Source organism: Alphaproteobacteria bacterium LSUCC0684, assembly GCA_041228335.1.
Classification (GTDB): domain Bacteria; phylum Pseudomonadota; class Alphaproteobacteria; order Puniceispirillales; family UBA1172.
This window is the reverse complement of sequence record CP166130.1, coordinates 1,488,327-1,503,504: the sequence shown is the minus strand read 5'-3', so window position 1 is coordinate 1,503,504 and position 15,178 is coordinate 1,488,327. Positions and strand designations below refer to the sequence as shown.

At 50.6% G+C, this 15,178-nt stretch carries 16 protein-coding genes; 9 read left to right on the top strand and 7 right to left on the bottom strand.

Annotation, left to right across the window (positions count from 1 at the left end; translation table 11 throughout):
• Nucleotides 1–16: 16 nt before the first annotated feature.
• Nucleotides 17–1,036 (bottom strand): polyprenyl synthetase family protein, encoded by a 1,020-nt coding sequence (locus AB8880_07155; protein XDZ64710.1) that lies wholly within the window; start codon nt 1,034–1,036, stop codon nt 17–19.
• Between the two features lie 75 nt (nt 1,037–1,111).
• Nucleotides 1,112–1,882 carry a bacteriorhodopsin-like gene (locus tag AB8880_07150; protein XDZ64709.1) on the bottom strand — a complete coding sequence of 257 codons (771 nt, stop codon included), beginning with the start codon at nt 1,880–1,882 and terminating at the stop codon, nt 1,112–1,114.
• 206 nt (nt 1,883–2,088) lie between these two features.
• Here AB8880_07150 and AB8880_07145 point away from each other — a divergent pair, with 206 nt between their 5' ends.
• The 7 genes from AB8880_07145 to gmk all read left to right on the top strand — a co-directional run bounded on the left by AB8880_07145 (nt 2,089) and on the right by gmk (nt 7,627).
• Entirely contained in the window at nt 2,089–2,286 is a 198-nt protein-coding gene (locus tag AB8880_07145) for a hypothetical protein (GenBank protein XDZ64708.1), read from the top strand.
• 93 nt (nt 2,287–2,379) lie between these two features.
• A complete protein-coding gene (gene fabD / locus AB8880_07140) occupies nt 2,380–3,324 on the top strand; it encodes an ACP S-malonyltransferase (protein XDZ64707.1) in 945 nt (314 codons plus the stop codon).
• A 33-nt stretch (nt 3,325–3,357) separates the two neighbouring features.
• Entirely contained in the window at nt 3,358–4,098 is a 741-nt protein-coding gene (gene fabG, locus AB8880_07135; protein XDZ64706.1) for a 3-oxoacyl-[acyl-carrier-protein] reductase, read from the top strand.
• A gap of 185 nt (nt 4,099–4,283) precedes the next feature.
• Nucleotides 4,284–4,520 (top strand): acyl carrier protein, encoded by a 237-nt coding sequence (locus AB8880_07130; protein ID XDZ64705.1) that lies wholly within the window; start codon nt 4,284–4,286, stop codon nt 4,518–4,520.
• A 30-nt stretch (nt 4,521–4,550) separates the two neighbouring features.
• Nucleotides 4,551–5,816, top strand: a complete 1,266-nt coding sequence (fabF, locus tag AB8880_07125) for a beta-ketoacyl-ACP synthase II (GenBank protein XDZ64704.1) — start codon at nt 4,551–4,553, stop codon at nt 5,814–5,816.
• A gap of 36 nt (nt 5,817–5,852) precedes the next feature.
• Nucleotides 5,853–6,872: an endolytic transglycosylase MltG gene (mltG, locus tag AB8880_07120; GenBank protein XDZ64703.1), complete on the top strand. Its 1,020-nt coding sequence runs from the start codon at nt 5,853–5,855 to the stop codon at nt 6,870–6,872.
• 149 nt (nt 6,873–7,021) lie between these two features.
• Nucleotides 7,022–7,627: a guanylate kinase gene (gene gmk / locus AB8880_07115; protein XDZ64702.1), complete on the top strand. Its 606-nt coding sequence runs from the start codon at nt 7,022–7,024 to the stop codon at nt 7,625–7,627.
• Here gmk and rsmA read toward each other — a convergent pair.
• The 5 genes from rsmA to AB8880_07090 form a co-directional block, all read right to left on the bottom strand.
• Nucleotides 7,624–8,475 carry a 16S rRNA (adenine(1518)-N(6)/adenine(1519)-N(6))-dimethyltransferase RsmA gene (rsmA, locus tag AB8880_07110; protein XDZ64701.1) on the bottom strand — a complete coding sequence of 284 codons (852 nt, stop codon included), beginning with the start codon at nt 8,473–8,475 and terminating at the stop codon, nt 7,624–7,626. The two genes, gmk and rsmA, sit on opposite strands and share 4 nt — an antisense overlap.
• The gene (gene pdxA, locus AB8880_07105) at nt 8,468–9,469 is read right to left on the bottom strand and encodes a 4-hydroxythreonine-4-phosphate dehydrogenase PdxA (protein XDZ64700.1); all 1,002 of its coding nucleotides are present in this window, start codon (nt 9,467–9,469) and stop codon (nt 8,468–8,470) included. Before pdxA ends, rsmA begins: the two co-directional genes overlap by 8 nt.
• A complete protein-coding gene (locus AB8880_07100) occupies nt 9,466–10,755 on the bottom strand; it encodes a peptidylprolyl isomerase (protein XDZ64699.1) in 1,290 nt (429 codons plus the stop codon). The genes pdxA and AB8880_07100 overlap by 4 nt, the downstream gene beginning before the upstream one ends.
• Nucleotides 10,756–10,830: 75 nt before the next feature.
• Nucleotides 10,831–11,844, bottom strand: a complete 1,014-nt coding sequence (locus AB8880_07095; protein ID XDZ64698.1) for an LptF/LptG family permease — start codon at nt 11,842–11,844, stop codon at nt 10,831–10,833.
• 83 nt (nt 11,845–11,927) lie between these two features.
• Complete coding sequence (locus AB8880_07090) at nt 11,928–13,022, bottom strand: LptF/LptG family permease (protein ID XDZ64697.1); 1,095 nt, start codon at nt 13,020–13,022, stop codon at nt 11,928–11,930.
• A 186-nt stretch (nt 13,023–13,208) separates the two neighbouring features.
• Here AB8880_07090 and AB8880_07085 point away from each other — a divergent pair, with 186 nt between their 5' ends.
• The gene (locus tag AB8880_07085) at nt 13,209–14,687 is read left to right on the top strand and encodes a leucyl aminopeptidase (GenBank protein ID XDZ64696.1); all 1,479 of its coding nucleotides are present in this window, start codon (nt 13,209–13,211) and stop codon (nt 14,685–14,687) included.
• Between the two features lie 7 nt (nt 14,688–14,694).
• Nucleotides 14,695–15,150 (top strand): DNA polymerase III subunit chi, encoded by a 456-nt coding sequence (locus AB8880_07080; GenBank protein ID XDZ64695.1) that lies wholly within the window; start codon nt 14,695–14,697, stop codon nt 15,148–15,150.
• The last annotated feature ends 28 nt before the right edge of the window (nt 15,151–15,178 follow it).

Sequence of the window (15,178 nt, the reverse complement as noted above, 5' to 3'; positions counted from 1 at the left end):
ATCCCTCAGGGGAAAGTTATTCAGCGGCGTGTTCCAGCGAAAGCGAACAAATCGATGTTAGCAGTTTTTGAATAGGCTGGACAATATGGCTCAACTCATGGGGGACAAAGGTTGCCTTGTTTTCCGCATCCCGCAGGATACCATTCATCAACTCGGTGGTTACCTTAATTGCCGAAGATTGAAGCAGCTGGTGATACCACATTGCTACCTGGCCTTGATCTCCTGATAACAGCCAGGAGTCAAATTCCCGGGCTTCTTTTCCAACCAGAAGGTTTCGAAAGGTCACGATGACCCCGTTTGGTGCCCGGCGGGCAAGATCTGACGCGGGATTGATAGCGCCATCGGTCCCGAGGATGTTAAGAATATCATTCGCCACCTGGTAAGCGGTGCCAACGGCGTTAAAATACTGGGTGATCGGTTCAACAATATCGTCCCGACCAGCAAGGAGAGCCATTCCTTCCACCGGAGCGATGAAAAGCGGGGCTGTCTTGCCCCTGATAATCTGTCGATAACATCTCCAGTCAGGGTAGCCTGTTGTTTCAAATTCCATGGCCTGACCGGTAGTGGTGTCTTTCATATGATGGGAGAGTGTTGCAACAAGTTTAGGGTTGCTTCCTGCAATCGCGGCTTTTGCAGCAAATTCAAAGGATAGTGCAATCAACCAGTCACCGAGAGCGAGGGCAGTATCACGACCAAAGGCAGCCCAGATCGAAGGCCTGCCACGGCGTGCGGTGTCACCATCGGAAATATCATCATGGATCAGTGAAGCATTGTGCAAAACTTCAATTGCTGCAGCCCAGTTCATGCAGGCTTCGGGCTGAATGCCAAACGCTTTGCCGGTGGAGAGAGCAAGTCCGGCGCGCAGCATTTTTCCTGGATCTTCAAAATGGTGGTGCGCGGCCTGGCCAAGCGGTTCATCTGCATCAGGCAGTGAATTCAGAATAAGGGTGCGGATATTTGAAAGGGGGTCTGCGTTTTGGGTTGCCGCAGGGTTAAGCCTGGTCACCTCGAGGGCATTAAAAGCAAGATCATCCATAATTTCCCCCTTAAGCTCTTTTCATTGTCGTGGGAGAGTTCGGGCAACCCTGATGGATTGCCCGAAACTTGATGTTTAGGCCTTTTCTGATTCAGACACGGCAACGCTCCAGATGATCACACCAAAGGCGATCTTGTTGAGAACGTCGGCGAGGTTGTAGATCACGTTCAGGCTTTCCATGCTGGCGCTGGCAGTCATGTATCCGAAGAAATAGCCAAGCGGATAAATCGCCCAGCCGATGGTTACAATCCAACGCATGGTGTTGAAAGCAGACTGAACGGAAGCTGGTGCAGAACCAGCATTCAGCTTGCCTGCTTCACCGGCAAAGATTTCATAAAGAACGTAAATCCAGCCTGCCATCCCGATGATGAAGCCGAGGGTGATGTTGATATATCCGGCTTCGCCGAGATATCCACCAACCAGCATCACCATGGTACCAATGATCAGGCGCCAGAAAACGCCGGATGACACGTTGGTAATCGCCCGCAGGATCAGGTAGAATTCAACCATCAGCAATGGAACGGTAATCAGCCAGTCAATATAACGATACACGGTTGGTGTGTCGCCTGTCGCCACCCATACATCACGCATGTAGAAGTAGTGAACAGCAGCAACCATGGTGACCATACCCGACACGACAAGAGACGTCTTCCACTTGGCGGAAACACGCTGTGTTTCCAGGAAGAAGAAAGCCGTGGAGGCAATCAGGGCCATGGAGATAAGCCAGAAGGAAATTCCGACAAAATCATCCTGCTGCAGGTTTTGAGCTGCATTGGCTACCATGGGCATAAAAGAGAATGCTGCTGCAGGGATAGCCAGTTTAGTGACTTTATTCAGCATCTTCATTGTAGATACTCCTCAACGTTGAGTTTATTTACGATGAATGGAAAAAATTCATTCACCTTGGAGGTCAAAATATGTCGGAAATGGGGCGGGGCAATTATTTAGATTAATTTTTTATAAGTATGTTTATGTAAAATATTGTTTTTTATATGAAATAATTTTGTTAGATTAATAATAATTTTTAAATTTCAATCATACAGGAATGAAAGATGGATACAGTACTTGTGGGTGGTGTCGGTATTCTTGTGCTGATGTTTGTTGCTTGGAAAGCGTATGACAGGATTGAAAGCACTGACATTTCCCCAACTACAAAGCGTCTGTTAAGTTATGCGCTGATCCTTGTGGTCATCGTTGCGGTTGGATTTGTGATCAACTGGCATCGAAGCAACTGGATGGCATCGCTATAGTTAAGCATGGCAGTCCTTGGGCTTGGCTTGCCGGGGTATGGGATCAATGCTATAGCAAATTCTTAATCGATAAACCCAATTTACAGGCATGGCATGACAAAAACAGCTTTTCTTTTCCCGGGGCAGGGGTCGCAAGCAGTCGGAATGGGGAAAGCGCTTCTTGAGGCGTTTCCCGTTGCGCGCTCGGTAATGGAAGAAGTCGATGCAGCGCTTGGTGGCGGGTTGGGTAAGGTCATGAAAGAAGGCCCTGAAGACACGCTTCGCATGACTCGCAATGCGCAGCCTGCGTTGATGACAACAGCACTCATGGTTACACGAGTAATTGAAGAGCAATTAGGCAAATCTATTGATCAACTCGGTGATGCCGTAGCCGGCCACTCGCTCGGGGAATACGCAGCTCTTGCGGCGGCTGGTACGTTTGATATAGCAACTGCAGCAAAACTTCTCCGTCTCAGAGGGGATTCCATGCAGAATGCAGTGCCAGTGGGAGAGGGCGCAATGGCCGCTCTCCTTGGCGCTGATCGTGAACAGGTAGAGACCATTATCAATCATAAAAACTGGAATGCGCTAGATATGGCCAATGACAATGCTCCAGGGCAGGTGGTTATCAGTGGCGCAGTTGCTGATGTGGATGAGGCGCTGGAACTCGCTAAAGAAATGGGTATCCGCCGTGCCATCAAACTGCCGGTAAGTGCTCCTTTTCATTGCCGCTTGATGGCGCCTGCCGCTGATGCCATGGCAACGGCGCTGGCCGGGGTGACGATGCATCCGCCCAGCCTGCCGTTGTTTTGCAATGTTACTGCAGCACCGGAGACGGACCCTTCTATTCTCCGTGAGAATCTTATCACCCAGGTTACGGGGCTTGTTCGCTGGCATGAGACATTGATTAACATGGCTCAATCTGGCATCGAGCGATTTATTGAGATTGGCACCGGAAAGGTTCTGACCGGGTTGGTAAAGCGAACTTTGCCTGATGCGACCGCGTTGAATGTGGAAACACCGGAAGATATCAAGGCTTTTGCCGAGCTTATGGGCTAGGCAGGCAAAACCACTCATTAAAGGGGGATTCGCATGTTTGAACTGAACGGACATACCGCACTTGTCACTGGCGCAAGTGGCGGGATTGGTGCCGAAGTTGCCGAAGCTCTTCATCGTCAGGGCGCGACAGTTGTGCTCACTGGCACGCGTCAGGCGGTGCTTGATGATGTTGCATCACGCCTTGATGGCCGCTGCGAAGTGCTTGTTGCAAATCTCTCTGATGCCGATGATGTGTCTGGACTTGTCGCAAGGGCAGGTGATGCTACCGGCGCGCCGATCGATATTTTGGTCAATAACGCCGGTATTACCCGGGATAATCTGCTGATGCGGATGAAAGACGAAGACTGGGATGCCGTCATGAACGTAAATCTCAAGGCAGCGATGATGCTTTCGAGGTCAGCGTTGCGCGGTATGATGAAGGCACGGTGGGGGCGGATCATCCAGATGTCTTCCATCGTTGGGTATACGGGCAATCCGGGGCAGGCTAATTACGCTGCCGCCAAAGCCGGACTGACAGGGTTTACAAAAGCCTTGGCCGCCGAAGTTGCCTCCCGCGGGGTGACGGCCAATATCGTTGCTCCAGGCTTTATTCGCACGCCTATGACGGATGCCCTCAGCGAAGATCAGAAAGCTTCGCTCATGGGAGGAATACCAGCCGCCAGACTGGGTGAGGCTAATGAAGTTGCCGCGGCAGTCGCCTTTCTTGCCAGTGAAGAAGCCGGGTATCTCACCGGCGCCACTCTTCATATTAATGGCGGGATGGCAATGCTCTAGAATCCCTCTGTCAGGTGAAGAGGAGAGGATCAATTCTTCACGATGGCAATGATGTCATTATCGTGTAAAATACACGTAATCGAAGGCTAGCCTTTCGGGAAAATATTTGTTATCTAAACGCTTCATTATCACGGCGCAAACCGCGCTAAACTTATAATTCCAACCCGTTGCAAGGGGAGACCACGATGAGTGACATTGCAGATCGCGTCAAAAAGATTGTTGTTGAGCACCTCGGTGTTGAAGATTCCAAGGTGGTAGAGGGCGCAAGCTTTATCGACGATCTCGGTGCAGATAGCCTGGATACAGTAGAACTGGTTATGGCTTTTGAAGAAGAATTCGGGTGCGAAATCCCCGATGATGCCGCGGAAAAGATCCAGACGGTCAAAGACGCCGTTGATTTCATCAGCGCCAACGGTTCCTAACCTTTTTCCACCTCAGGACTAGCATTGACCATGAGACGTGTTGTCGTCACCGGAATGGGAATAGTCAGCCCTTTAGGTGCCGGACTTGATCATAACTGGAATGCCCTGCTTGATGGACAGCACGGGTTCCGTAAGATCGATAGTTTTGAGGTGGAGGACCTGCCCTGCCAGATTGCCGCGATGATACCTCGTGGCGACGGCACTGGCGGAACACTTAACGCCGATGACTGGGTTGAACCCAAGGATCAGCGTAAAATCGACCCTTTTATTCTCTATGGTCTCATCGCATCCATCATGGCAGTTGAGCACTCTGGCTGGGTTGCTGATGATGAAGAAAAGCAGCACCGCACCGGCGTGATGATTGGCTCAGGGATTGGCGGCTTGCAGACAATTTATGAAACCGGACGATTGATGGATGAACGCGGGCCGCGCCGGATCAGTCCTTTCTTTATTCCATCCTCGCTGATTAACCTCATCTCCGGCCAGGTTTCGATCAAATTCGGTTTCAAAGGCCCTAATCATTCTGTTGTTACGGCATGTTCAACCGGATGTCATGCGATAGGTGATGCTGCAAGGCTTATCAAATACGGTGATGCGGATGTGATGGTTGCTGGTGGCGCGGAAGCTGCAATCTGCCGCCTCGGCGTGGCCGGTTTTGCCGCCGCAAGGGCGCTCTCTACCGGTTTCAACGATAATCCTGCGGCTGCTTCCCGCCCTTGGGACAAGGGACGTGACGGTTTTGTCATGGGTGAGGGGGCTGGCGTCGTTGTTCTTGAAGAATATGAACATGCCAAGGCAAGGGGCGCTACGATTTATGGTGAGATCAAGGGATATGGTCTTTCCGGCGATGCCCACCATATCACTGCTCCAGCCGATGATGGCGATGGCGGCTTTCGCGCCATGCAGGCGGCCTTAAGGGATTCCGGCCTTGCCCCTCAGGATATGGATTATGTCAATGCTCACGGAACCTCAACCCCGCTTGGTGATGTTATTGAGGCAGGAGCAATAAAACGTCTATTCGGTTCGGCGGTCAAGAACATGTCAATGTCATCTACCAAGAGCGCAACCGGGCATCTTCTGGGCGCCGCCGGTGCAATCGAGGCGATTTTCTCGATTATGGCAAGCTACACAGATACCGTACCTCCGACAAGAAATCTTGATGATCCGGCAGATGAAGTGGCGGATCTCGATCTTGTTCCGCATAAATCAAAAAAGAAAACCGTGCGCAACGTGATGTCCAATTCCTTTGGCTTCGGCGGCACCAATGCCAGCCTGATCGTGGGCAAGGTCGAGTGATCGGACCGGCCCTCCATGGGTGGCTGGACCTGAACCATGGATGATAATACGGACAAGACAACCAAAGAAACCCGCCCTAGACAATATTTTGGGGTGCTTTCGGCGTTGCTTCTCATTGTTGCCGCAGGGGCAGGTGCCCTCATCATATGGTTTTTCTCTGAATTACATCGCCCTGGAGTGATGAAAGATAGCGAAATCATCCTCGTTCCTGAAGGGGCGGGAAGGGTCGTGATCAGTGCCCTGCTGGAACGGGCAGGTATTCCGCACAACCGATGGGTGATGCGGATCGAAGAGCGTCGTCGTGACAAGCAGTATCGTCCGAAGGCAGGCGAGTTTATATTGCCGCCGGGTGCCAGTCTTTCTGAGGCCATGGATATCATTCACGAAGGCAAGGCGATCCAGCACAGTTTTGTTATCCCGGAGGGCTGGACCAGCGTTGAGGTTACATCTGCATTGCAGGATGACGCAAGATTTTCAGGAAATATCACCCCGGAAATCAGGGAAGGTGAACTTCTGCCTGAAACTTATTTCTTCACCCGTGGAACGGATCGAAATGTATTTGTTGAACGTATCCGGAAGGCAAGGGAAATAGCCTTTGCCGAAGCCTGGGCTGAGCGCGCTGAAGATCTGCCCTATACCAGTCTTGATGAGGCGATTATCCTGGCTTCAATCATAGAAAAGGAAACTGGCCTTGTCGAAGAGCGCGGTAAGGTTGCGTCAGTTTTTGTCAATCGACTTCGGGCCGGGATGAGATTGCAATCTGACCCGACCGTGCTTTACGGGCTTTTTCGCTCAGGGAGGATAGTGGAACGGCTTACCCGCGATCATCTCAAGGATCCTAGTCCCTGGAATACCTATATGCAAAATGGTCTGCCTCCAACACCGATTTGCAATCCGGGACTTGATAGTCTAAACGCGGCGCTGAACCCTGAAGAAACACCTTTTTTCTATTTTGTTGCTGATGGCAAAGGTGGTCATGCTTTTGCCCGCACGCTGGCCGAACATAACCGCAATGTCCGGGCTTGGCGTGCCTTGAGGCAATCTGAAGGAAATTAGAGTAAGGTAAGCCATGCCCTGAGTGACTTCTGAGTTGAGGCCTCCAGGTCTTGCGGCTAGTATGTGGCGTGTATTAAACAAAGGACCAGGTGATGACCGGCGTGTATTCAGACCCATCTTATATCCATGGAATTTCACGGCGTGGTCTGATGCTTGTTCTATCGTCTCCTTCCGGTGCCGGAAAGTCATCAATATCTCGCCGATTGCTTGAAGAAGATGACAATCTATATCTGTCTATATCCGCAACATCTAGAAAGCGCCGTCCGGGGGAAGTGGAAGGAGTTGATTACAGCTTTGTTTCCACGGAAGATTTTCAACTGATGATCAATCAGAACAGGTTTCTTGAATACGCCAAGGTATTTGATCATTACTACGGTACACCAAGAGCACAGGTTGAAGACAAGATGAGTCAGGGTAAGGATGTGCTATTTGATATAGACTGGCAGGGAACCCAGCAACTCAAAGCCCGGGCACGTGATGATCTGGTTTCGGTATTTATTCTCCCTCCATCGATTGGTGAACTTGAAAACCGCCTCAACAAGCGCGGTCAGGATGCGCCGGAAGTCGTCGCAAGGCGAATGAGCAAAGCCGCAGATGAAATGTCACATTATCCAGAATATGATTACATCATTGTCAATATTGATCTGGAAACATCGGTCCGGCAGGTGAAATCCATTCTCATGGCCGAACGGTTGCGTCGGGATCGCCAGACAGGGCTTACTGGATTTGTCAAAAGCCTGCGTGAGGGGCACTAGGCCCGAACTTTACGCAACGCTTCTGCAATGCGGCAAAAATCCTCTACCTGAAGAGTTTCAGCACGGACATCTCCAGCAATGCCAACCTGCTCCAGGAGATCAATACCGCCAATCGGTTTGGATGAGGCACGAAGCATTTTGCGGCGCTGACCAAAAAGCACGCGGGTGACTTCTTCGAGAATATTGACTTCTGCCGGGGCAAGAGGAACCGGGCGCGGGATCAGTTGTACGACGCTCGATGTCACTTTTGGCGGTGGCACGAAAGCTTCAGGCGGAATGTCAAAAAGACGCTTAACATGGCACCGCCACTGCGCCATCACCGAAAGCCGACCATAGGCATCTTCACCAGGTCCCGCTGCAAGGCGCTGGCCCACCTCACGCTGGAACATCAATGTCATGGAGGTCAGGCTTTCACCCTGGCCTAGCCAGTTTAAAAGCAGTCCCGTTGCTATATTATAGGGCAAGTTAGCGACAATCTGGCGTGATTTGTTTCGGGGTCCAAGACTGGCAACATCAAGCTTGAGCGCATCTTCCTCGATGATTTCAAGACGGCCTTCAGCCGCATCCACCAACGGCTTTAATGCCGCAATCGCCCGGCGGTCCTTTTCAATCGCAATTACATGTTCCGCACCTGCCAGCAGGAGTGCTCTGGTAAGGCCGCCCGGCCCTGGGCCAACCTCTATCACCGTGCCATCAAGCGTTGGCGCGGCCCTCGCTATCCGCCCTGTCAGATTGAGATCAAGAAGAAAATTCTGTCCAAGGCTTTTTTTGGCATCGAGCCCTGCCTTCCGGATAACCTCCCGCAATGGAGGCAGATGGTTTATTTTTTCAATAACTGGGTCAGGCATGGCGGCCCTGCCGGTTGCGCGCCATTTCAAAAGCAAGGTTGATCGCTGCCATCAATGAGACCGGGCTTGTTGTAAACTTTCCTGCCTGGTCAAGTGCAGTCCCGTGATCCGGGCTGGTGCGAATGTAACTGAGTCCGAGGGTTGTATTGACCCCGCCGTGAAAATCAAGGGTTTTGATCGGGACTAAGGCCTGATCGTGATACATGGCAATAACGGCGTCGTAATCCTGCCGCCGATCTTCGTGAAAGAGTGTATCGGCCGAAAATGGACCGCTGACCAGAATTCCCATATCTGTCAGTTTTTTTAGTGCCGGGATGATTACATCGATTTCTTCACGGCCAAGAGTGCCGTCTTCTCCAGCATGCGGATTAAGTCCGGTCACGGCAATGCGTGGGGTCTGCAGGTTGAAATCTCGCCTCAACGCCGTATCCAGGGTTGTTGCCGTCTCAATGATTTTTGTCTCTGTAATAGCTGAAGAGACGTCTTTGAGGGGGATATGGATCGTAAGGGGCACAACTTTAAGCATCGGCGAGACCAGCATCATCACTGGCCGAGATTGGGGTCCATCAATTTCGGCAAGATATTCGGTATGGCCCGGGCTTTTAAATCCGGCTGCGTAAAGAGTTGATTTCTGGATGGGATTTGTGACAAGGCCAAGAACACGGCCATCCCGTGCAAGTTCAGCACCTACGGTTATGCTGTCAATAACGGCCTGGGCATTTGCTGCCGAAGGCAAGCCAGGGATTGGGGCTTCTGGCCATGTCATCGGAATGACACCGAGCGTCCGGTCAGGCAGGTTTGACGTGGCCTCAACGGATTCGACAACCTTTAGATCAATAGGCTTGCCTAAATCGTCAGCAAGACGAGCAAGACGGTCCGGATCATCACGGGTGAGTAACTGGCCGATACCCGTCTGAATAGACTTAATAAGGATTTCGCCCCCGATACCAGAAGGCTCCCCCGGGGTGATAAATACCCGGCCGGATGACATCATCCCCTTTCCTTGTATTCGATTACGGCCTGGCGGCGCAGTCGGGAAAGATATCGCGACGACAGGACCGAGAAATGTCGGTTCTGGATAGATGCTTCGATCTCTTCAATCGTAGGCAGAACAAGCGTCGGCAAGGTTTTCTCGCAGATAGCAAAGACAACCACCCCTTCGCTGAAACGAATAGGTTGTGTCCATTGCCCCGCATCAAGCGGTGCTAGAATGGAACGTAGCCTCGGTGCAACATCCGTCAGTTTGAATGTGCCAAGATCGAATGCGGAAGTAGATCCATATTGTTGATGAATCTGGCTGATTTCATCGCAATTTGACCTTCCAGCAAGATCATTCGTGATCTTGACTGAAACACTATTTACTGTCCCCTCGTCAGCATTTTGAGGTAGGGGGTGAAGTAGGCGTCCAACACGGATCTGGGCTTCCAGAGGATCTGCCTTTCCGTCTCGACGAATGGCATTGACGCGGAAGATGGCAACAGCACCATCTATTTCAACGGGCTGGGAAATGGATCCGGTTTCCATATTGTCGACAGTTTCGCGAACAGGATCAGGCAGGCGGTCTAAAAGACTCCAGCCAAGTTTTCCTCCGTTCTGGCTACTGCCGGCAATAGAAAATTGCTGGGCAATCCGGCCAAAATCAGCCCCTTCTTTCAAGGCGTTATGAATCTGTGACGCAAGGTTGAGTGTTTCAGCATAATTTCTGTTTGGCTCTGGCACGAGGACAATCTCATCAAGATTGATTTGCGGTTTTCTCGAATTAGCCTTGATGCGTTCCAATTCTTCGATTGCTTCATTGCGTGCGCCGGCAAACTGATCTGCAAAACGTGACTGCAAGGTTGAGGCCCAGAGCACATCCGCCATGAATTTTTTTGCCGCCACATCCCGGCTTATGCCAAGCTGTTCCAGGACAGTATCAGGATTCTCGCCGTTCTGGGAAAAAGACATGTTCACGAGGTCATTTGCCCGCTGAAGTGCCGATGCCTCGACATCCCCTCCGAATTTCAACCCTTCGCTGATCTTGATCACATCATCGATCAGCATCTGCAGGACATCCTTATCAATCTGTTCCCGCATTTCGGGCGTATCATTTATGCCTGTTGTCTTGACCAGAAAATGGCGTCTTTCTTCAAAATCAATGTTGGTGATCGGTTTGCCATCAACCACGGCAATAACCTGAACGGAAGCTGAATTTGCCATGGCAGGAACAACCATAACACTCAAGATCGAAAAGAGCGCACAGACAACTCGATGCAATGTTGAAAAGGTTGTTCTAGTCATGATCATTGAATTCCTTTGGGGTATTTCCTGAATGTAGTCTCAGAAATCCTCAATGCCAATGGCAAGTAAGACAAATTATTCATCCGCACGAAATAATAGACCAGTGCCTAGACTGATCATGATCACCCCGGGAGCGCTCCCGGCAAGGACTGGCGGCAGTCGACCGGAGGAGCCAAGAACATAGAGAAAGTCCTTCACAAAATAGAAGGTAAGCCCCAGCCCCAAGGTAAATACCACCAGATGTATCCAGCCCTGCCGGTTGCTGTAGGCTAGCGCAAACCTGCCAGCAATCATGATCATTCCTACAAGAACAAACGGCATAAACATCAGATAATAAAGATATGATGAATGCCCGAGACTCGAAAGCCCGGCCTTCTCCAGTACGGAAATATAGCTCCAGAGCTCAAAAAACGGGATAGTTTCCGGACGTTTGTTTGAGTGATTAAGATCACGTTCCCGCAATGAGGTTTCCAATTGGGTGATGTCGGATGAATTGATGACTCCATCTGCTCCCATTTTTTTGCCGCCTTCAAGCAGCCAGAAGCCATCTTTAAGGAACAGATGGTCAGGGTAATAACGGGTAATCAATTTGTCGTCCTGGCCGAACGTATACACAACTGGCGCAATAATCTCCATGGTTGCGCTGTCTATTGCTTCTCCATGGATAATGACAGGAAAGTCGGTCTGCTGATCGCGGAACCATATACCTTCCGTTGAAACACTAAGATTACGCCCCTTGCTTCCGAAAAGTTCATCTTCAAGGGCTAGATACCGCTTTTTGGTGGCTGAAGCGATAGGGTCAATGACCACGAGAGCAAATATGGAGAAAAGGAATACAAATGTGATTGGTGCAACCATGAATTTTAGAAGCGATAGTCCACTTGTTCGCGCAATAACCACTTCATTGGTAGACCTGAGTTTATGGAAGCTGAAAATGCTTCCGATCAGGACTCCAAACGGAATGAGATCGGGCAGTGTTGATGGGATTTTCATTGCTTCCATCAGAAGAATGGCCGAGTTTTCCACCTGTGATTTGTTTGAAACTCTCCGGAAAAGTTCGGCCGTGTCGATGAGGGCAACAATCGACATAATGACCCCTAGGGAAAGCATGATGCGAGTGAAGATATGCCAGCTCAGATAGCGAAAAAGGGTTAATGAGATATGACTGCCAATCATGCTTCAGCCACTTTCGTTATGCGGCTACGTTCCCGCATCATCATCATACCGCCAAGACCTGGTAAAATCGAAAAAGCGTAAATCAAGGGGAACATTTCTGGATGAGTCACCGTGAGGCCCCGTGACATGATCACCCCGACCAGGGTTCCTATAGCCGTCAGCATACCAAATGATACATATTTCCAGCTTCCAACACGGCTATACCGACGACTTAGGATGGCGGTGGCCCCAAGGATCAACATCGTCATCCCCAAAAGCGGAGACGCCAGGCGATAATGCCCTTCTGCACGCATTTCTCTCAGGTATTTCGGACTCCTGTCATTATTGAGAAGCAAGTCCGAAATCGGCATCTCATTATAATCAAGCACACGCTGTTTCTGGCTCTCTAACTCGTTGGTCAGACTGAGTGAATATTCCTCGAAATTCAGCATGGTGGCGCGCGTTTCACCGCTGGTATATTGTGAGCGTGTCCCATTATAGAAAATCAGCTTTGGCGAGGTTGGATTAGTATCAATCATCCCACGTTCCGCGACGATCTCGGTGATCTTGTTCTTCGATCTTTTGTCATGAACAAAAATGGTGTTGAAATTTACCTGACCTTCGCGTTCCTTGACAAAGACGGTGAGACCTTCGGCGAGATCGGTGAATACCCCTTCCTGCAAAACAACGATAGGTGCCGAGGTGCGGATTGAATTAATCTGGGTTTTATAGCTTGAAAAGGTGAAAGGTAGGATGAAGATAGAATTCACATAGAGAAAAACCGTTACCATGAAACCGAGAAAAAGAGGTCCCCGCATGATGAAATAATTGTTAAGGCCCGCCGCCTGCATAGCGGTGATCTCGCGATCCTGCTGAAGCCGGTTAAGCACGATAATCGTGGCAATCAAGGTACTGATAGGCAGGATGATCATCTGCCAGAGCGGTATCGACAAAAGGGTCAGAATGATAAACTGGGACAAATCAGCCCCTTTATTGACCAGCAGTTCAATCAGCCTTAGTGCCTGGGATAGCCAAACAATCCCAATTAAAGTAATCACGGTGATTGCAAGCCATACCAGAATCTGTTTCACGATATAGCGATGAAGTTCCATCCGGTTATGATGCCTGTCCTAAAGTTGCCATGCAAAAATGCATGATTTGACATTTTTATCAACAAAATAGAGGTGATGAGCAAGCTTTTCCACCTCAAGTCTTGATATTCTCTTTCCCGATCCCAATACTACAATCAAAGAAATTTTTCACCATGCCTTTCTCCGAGGCGAAATTGAGGATAATCCATGACCGCTTCCCTGTCTCTCCGGTTTGACAACCTTCCAGAGCCATCTCACTTTCCGGCCATTGTTCTTGTAAGCAAGAAAGATGGAGAGGATGGAGATATTTCCCTGTCTTCATCAGCACTGAGGCTGGATGATGTTATCGGTGGAGTGCTTAAACGAGCAATGGCCGAAGCCGAATTTAAGGCGGGTGCAGGATCAAGTCTGATTGTTCGAGCAAAAGAAGGAACAATCCTGCTGGTCGGTACGGAAGCGCAAAAGAATGCTGGCAAGGAAGCAGAAGATCTTGGTGGCCACATATTTGCCGCACTGGGTAAAGCACAGATTTCCAATGCCACGCTTGTCCTTGATGAAGGTGAGGCGGATTGGGTTGCCGAAGTCGCACATGGGGCGATGCTGGCTTCCTACACGTTTAGTCACTATTTTACCAAGGGGGAGAAGGCCACGCCCAAACAGTTCAGCTTGACGGTGGCTTCAACTCATGCGGATAAGGCTGAAGCTGAGTTTGGTCGTTTACAACAGAGAGCAGAAGGGGTTTTTCTTGCCCGTGACCTTGTTACCGAACCTGCCAATATTCTTTATCCGGCCAGTTTTGCCGACCGCTGCCTTGCTCTTCGTGATCAGGGTGTGGAGGTAGAAATCCTCGATGAAGACGCCATGCGGAAAGAAGGAATGCATTTGCTGCTCTCCGTTGGTCAGGGGAGTCGCCGCGAATCCCGGATGGTGGTGATGCGCTGGAATGGCGGCGCAAATGATGAAAAACCGGTTGCACTGGTGGGTAAAGGGGTCTGCTTTGATACCGGCGGCATTTCCATTAAGCCTGCTGCCGGGATGGAAGACATGAAGTGGGATATGGGTGGTGCCGCGGCGGTTACGGGCACGATGCGTGCAATAAGCGGCATGAAGCTTGAACGGAATGTTGTTGGTCTTATCGGACTTGTTGAAAACATGCCGGATGGAGAGGCAACGCGTCCGGGTGATGTTGTAACCTCCATGTCGGGACAGACAGTTGAAATCATCAATACCGATGCCGAAGGCAGACTGGTCCTCGCTGATGTTCTGACTTATGCCTTGCGTCATTTCGAGCCGGAAAAAATGGTCAATCTTGCAACACTTACCGGGGCGATTATCGTGTCGCTTGGCAAGGAACATGCGGGGCTGTTCAGCAATGATGATGAAATGGCGGATACACTCATCAAAGCCGGACTTGATACAGGTGAGAAAGCCTGGAGAATGCCGCTGGGAGAAGAGTATAATAAACTTCTCAAATCGCACATTGCTGACATGAAGAATATCGGTGGCCGCTGGGGTGGATCAATTACCGCCGCCTGTTTTCTTGAACGTTTTGTCGAAGGCGTACCGTGGGCACATATCGATATCGCCGGCATGGCCTGGTCGGAAAAATCACGCCCTACCGTCCCTACAGGCGGGACGGGCTATGGCGTCCGGTTGTTGACACGCTGGATAGAGAACGGCGCCTGATCCTGAGATGGCGGCAGTAGCATTCTATCATCTGACAAGGCATGGTGCTGATGAAGCTCTGCCGCCGTTGCTGGCCAAGACCATGGCTGCCGAAAAAAGAGCTGTTGTTTGCTGTGATGAGGCACGACTTGGCCAGTTTTCCACCGCAATATGGTCACGTCAGCCTGAAAGCTGGCTGCCTCATGGCGTAACTGGCAGAGATGATGAAGATGCCGCCATCTGTCCGATCTGGCTGACAGGGGATATCAGCTCAAACCCGAACAACGCCACCTTTTTCTTCCTCATTGATGGCCGAATGCCGCAATTGCCAGATGAGGCGGAACGTGTCTTCATTCTCTTTGACGGGCATCTGGATACGGCGGTGGCTGAAGCCCGAACCCAGTGGAAAGCTCTTGGCGATGCTGGCCATGATCTCAGCTACTGGCAGCAGGAAGAGACCGGCCGCTGGACCCAGAGTGCTTGAACCCCGGATGAATTTTGGTTCATGATGG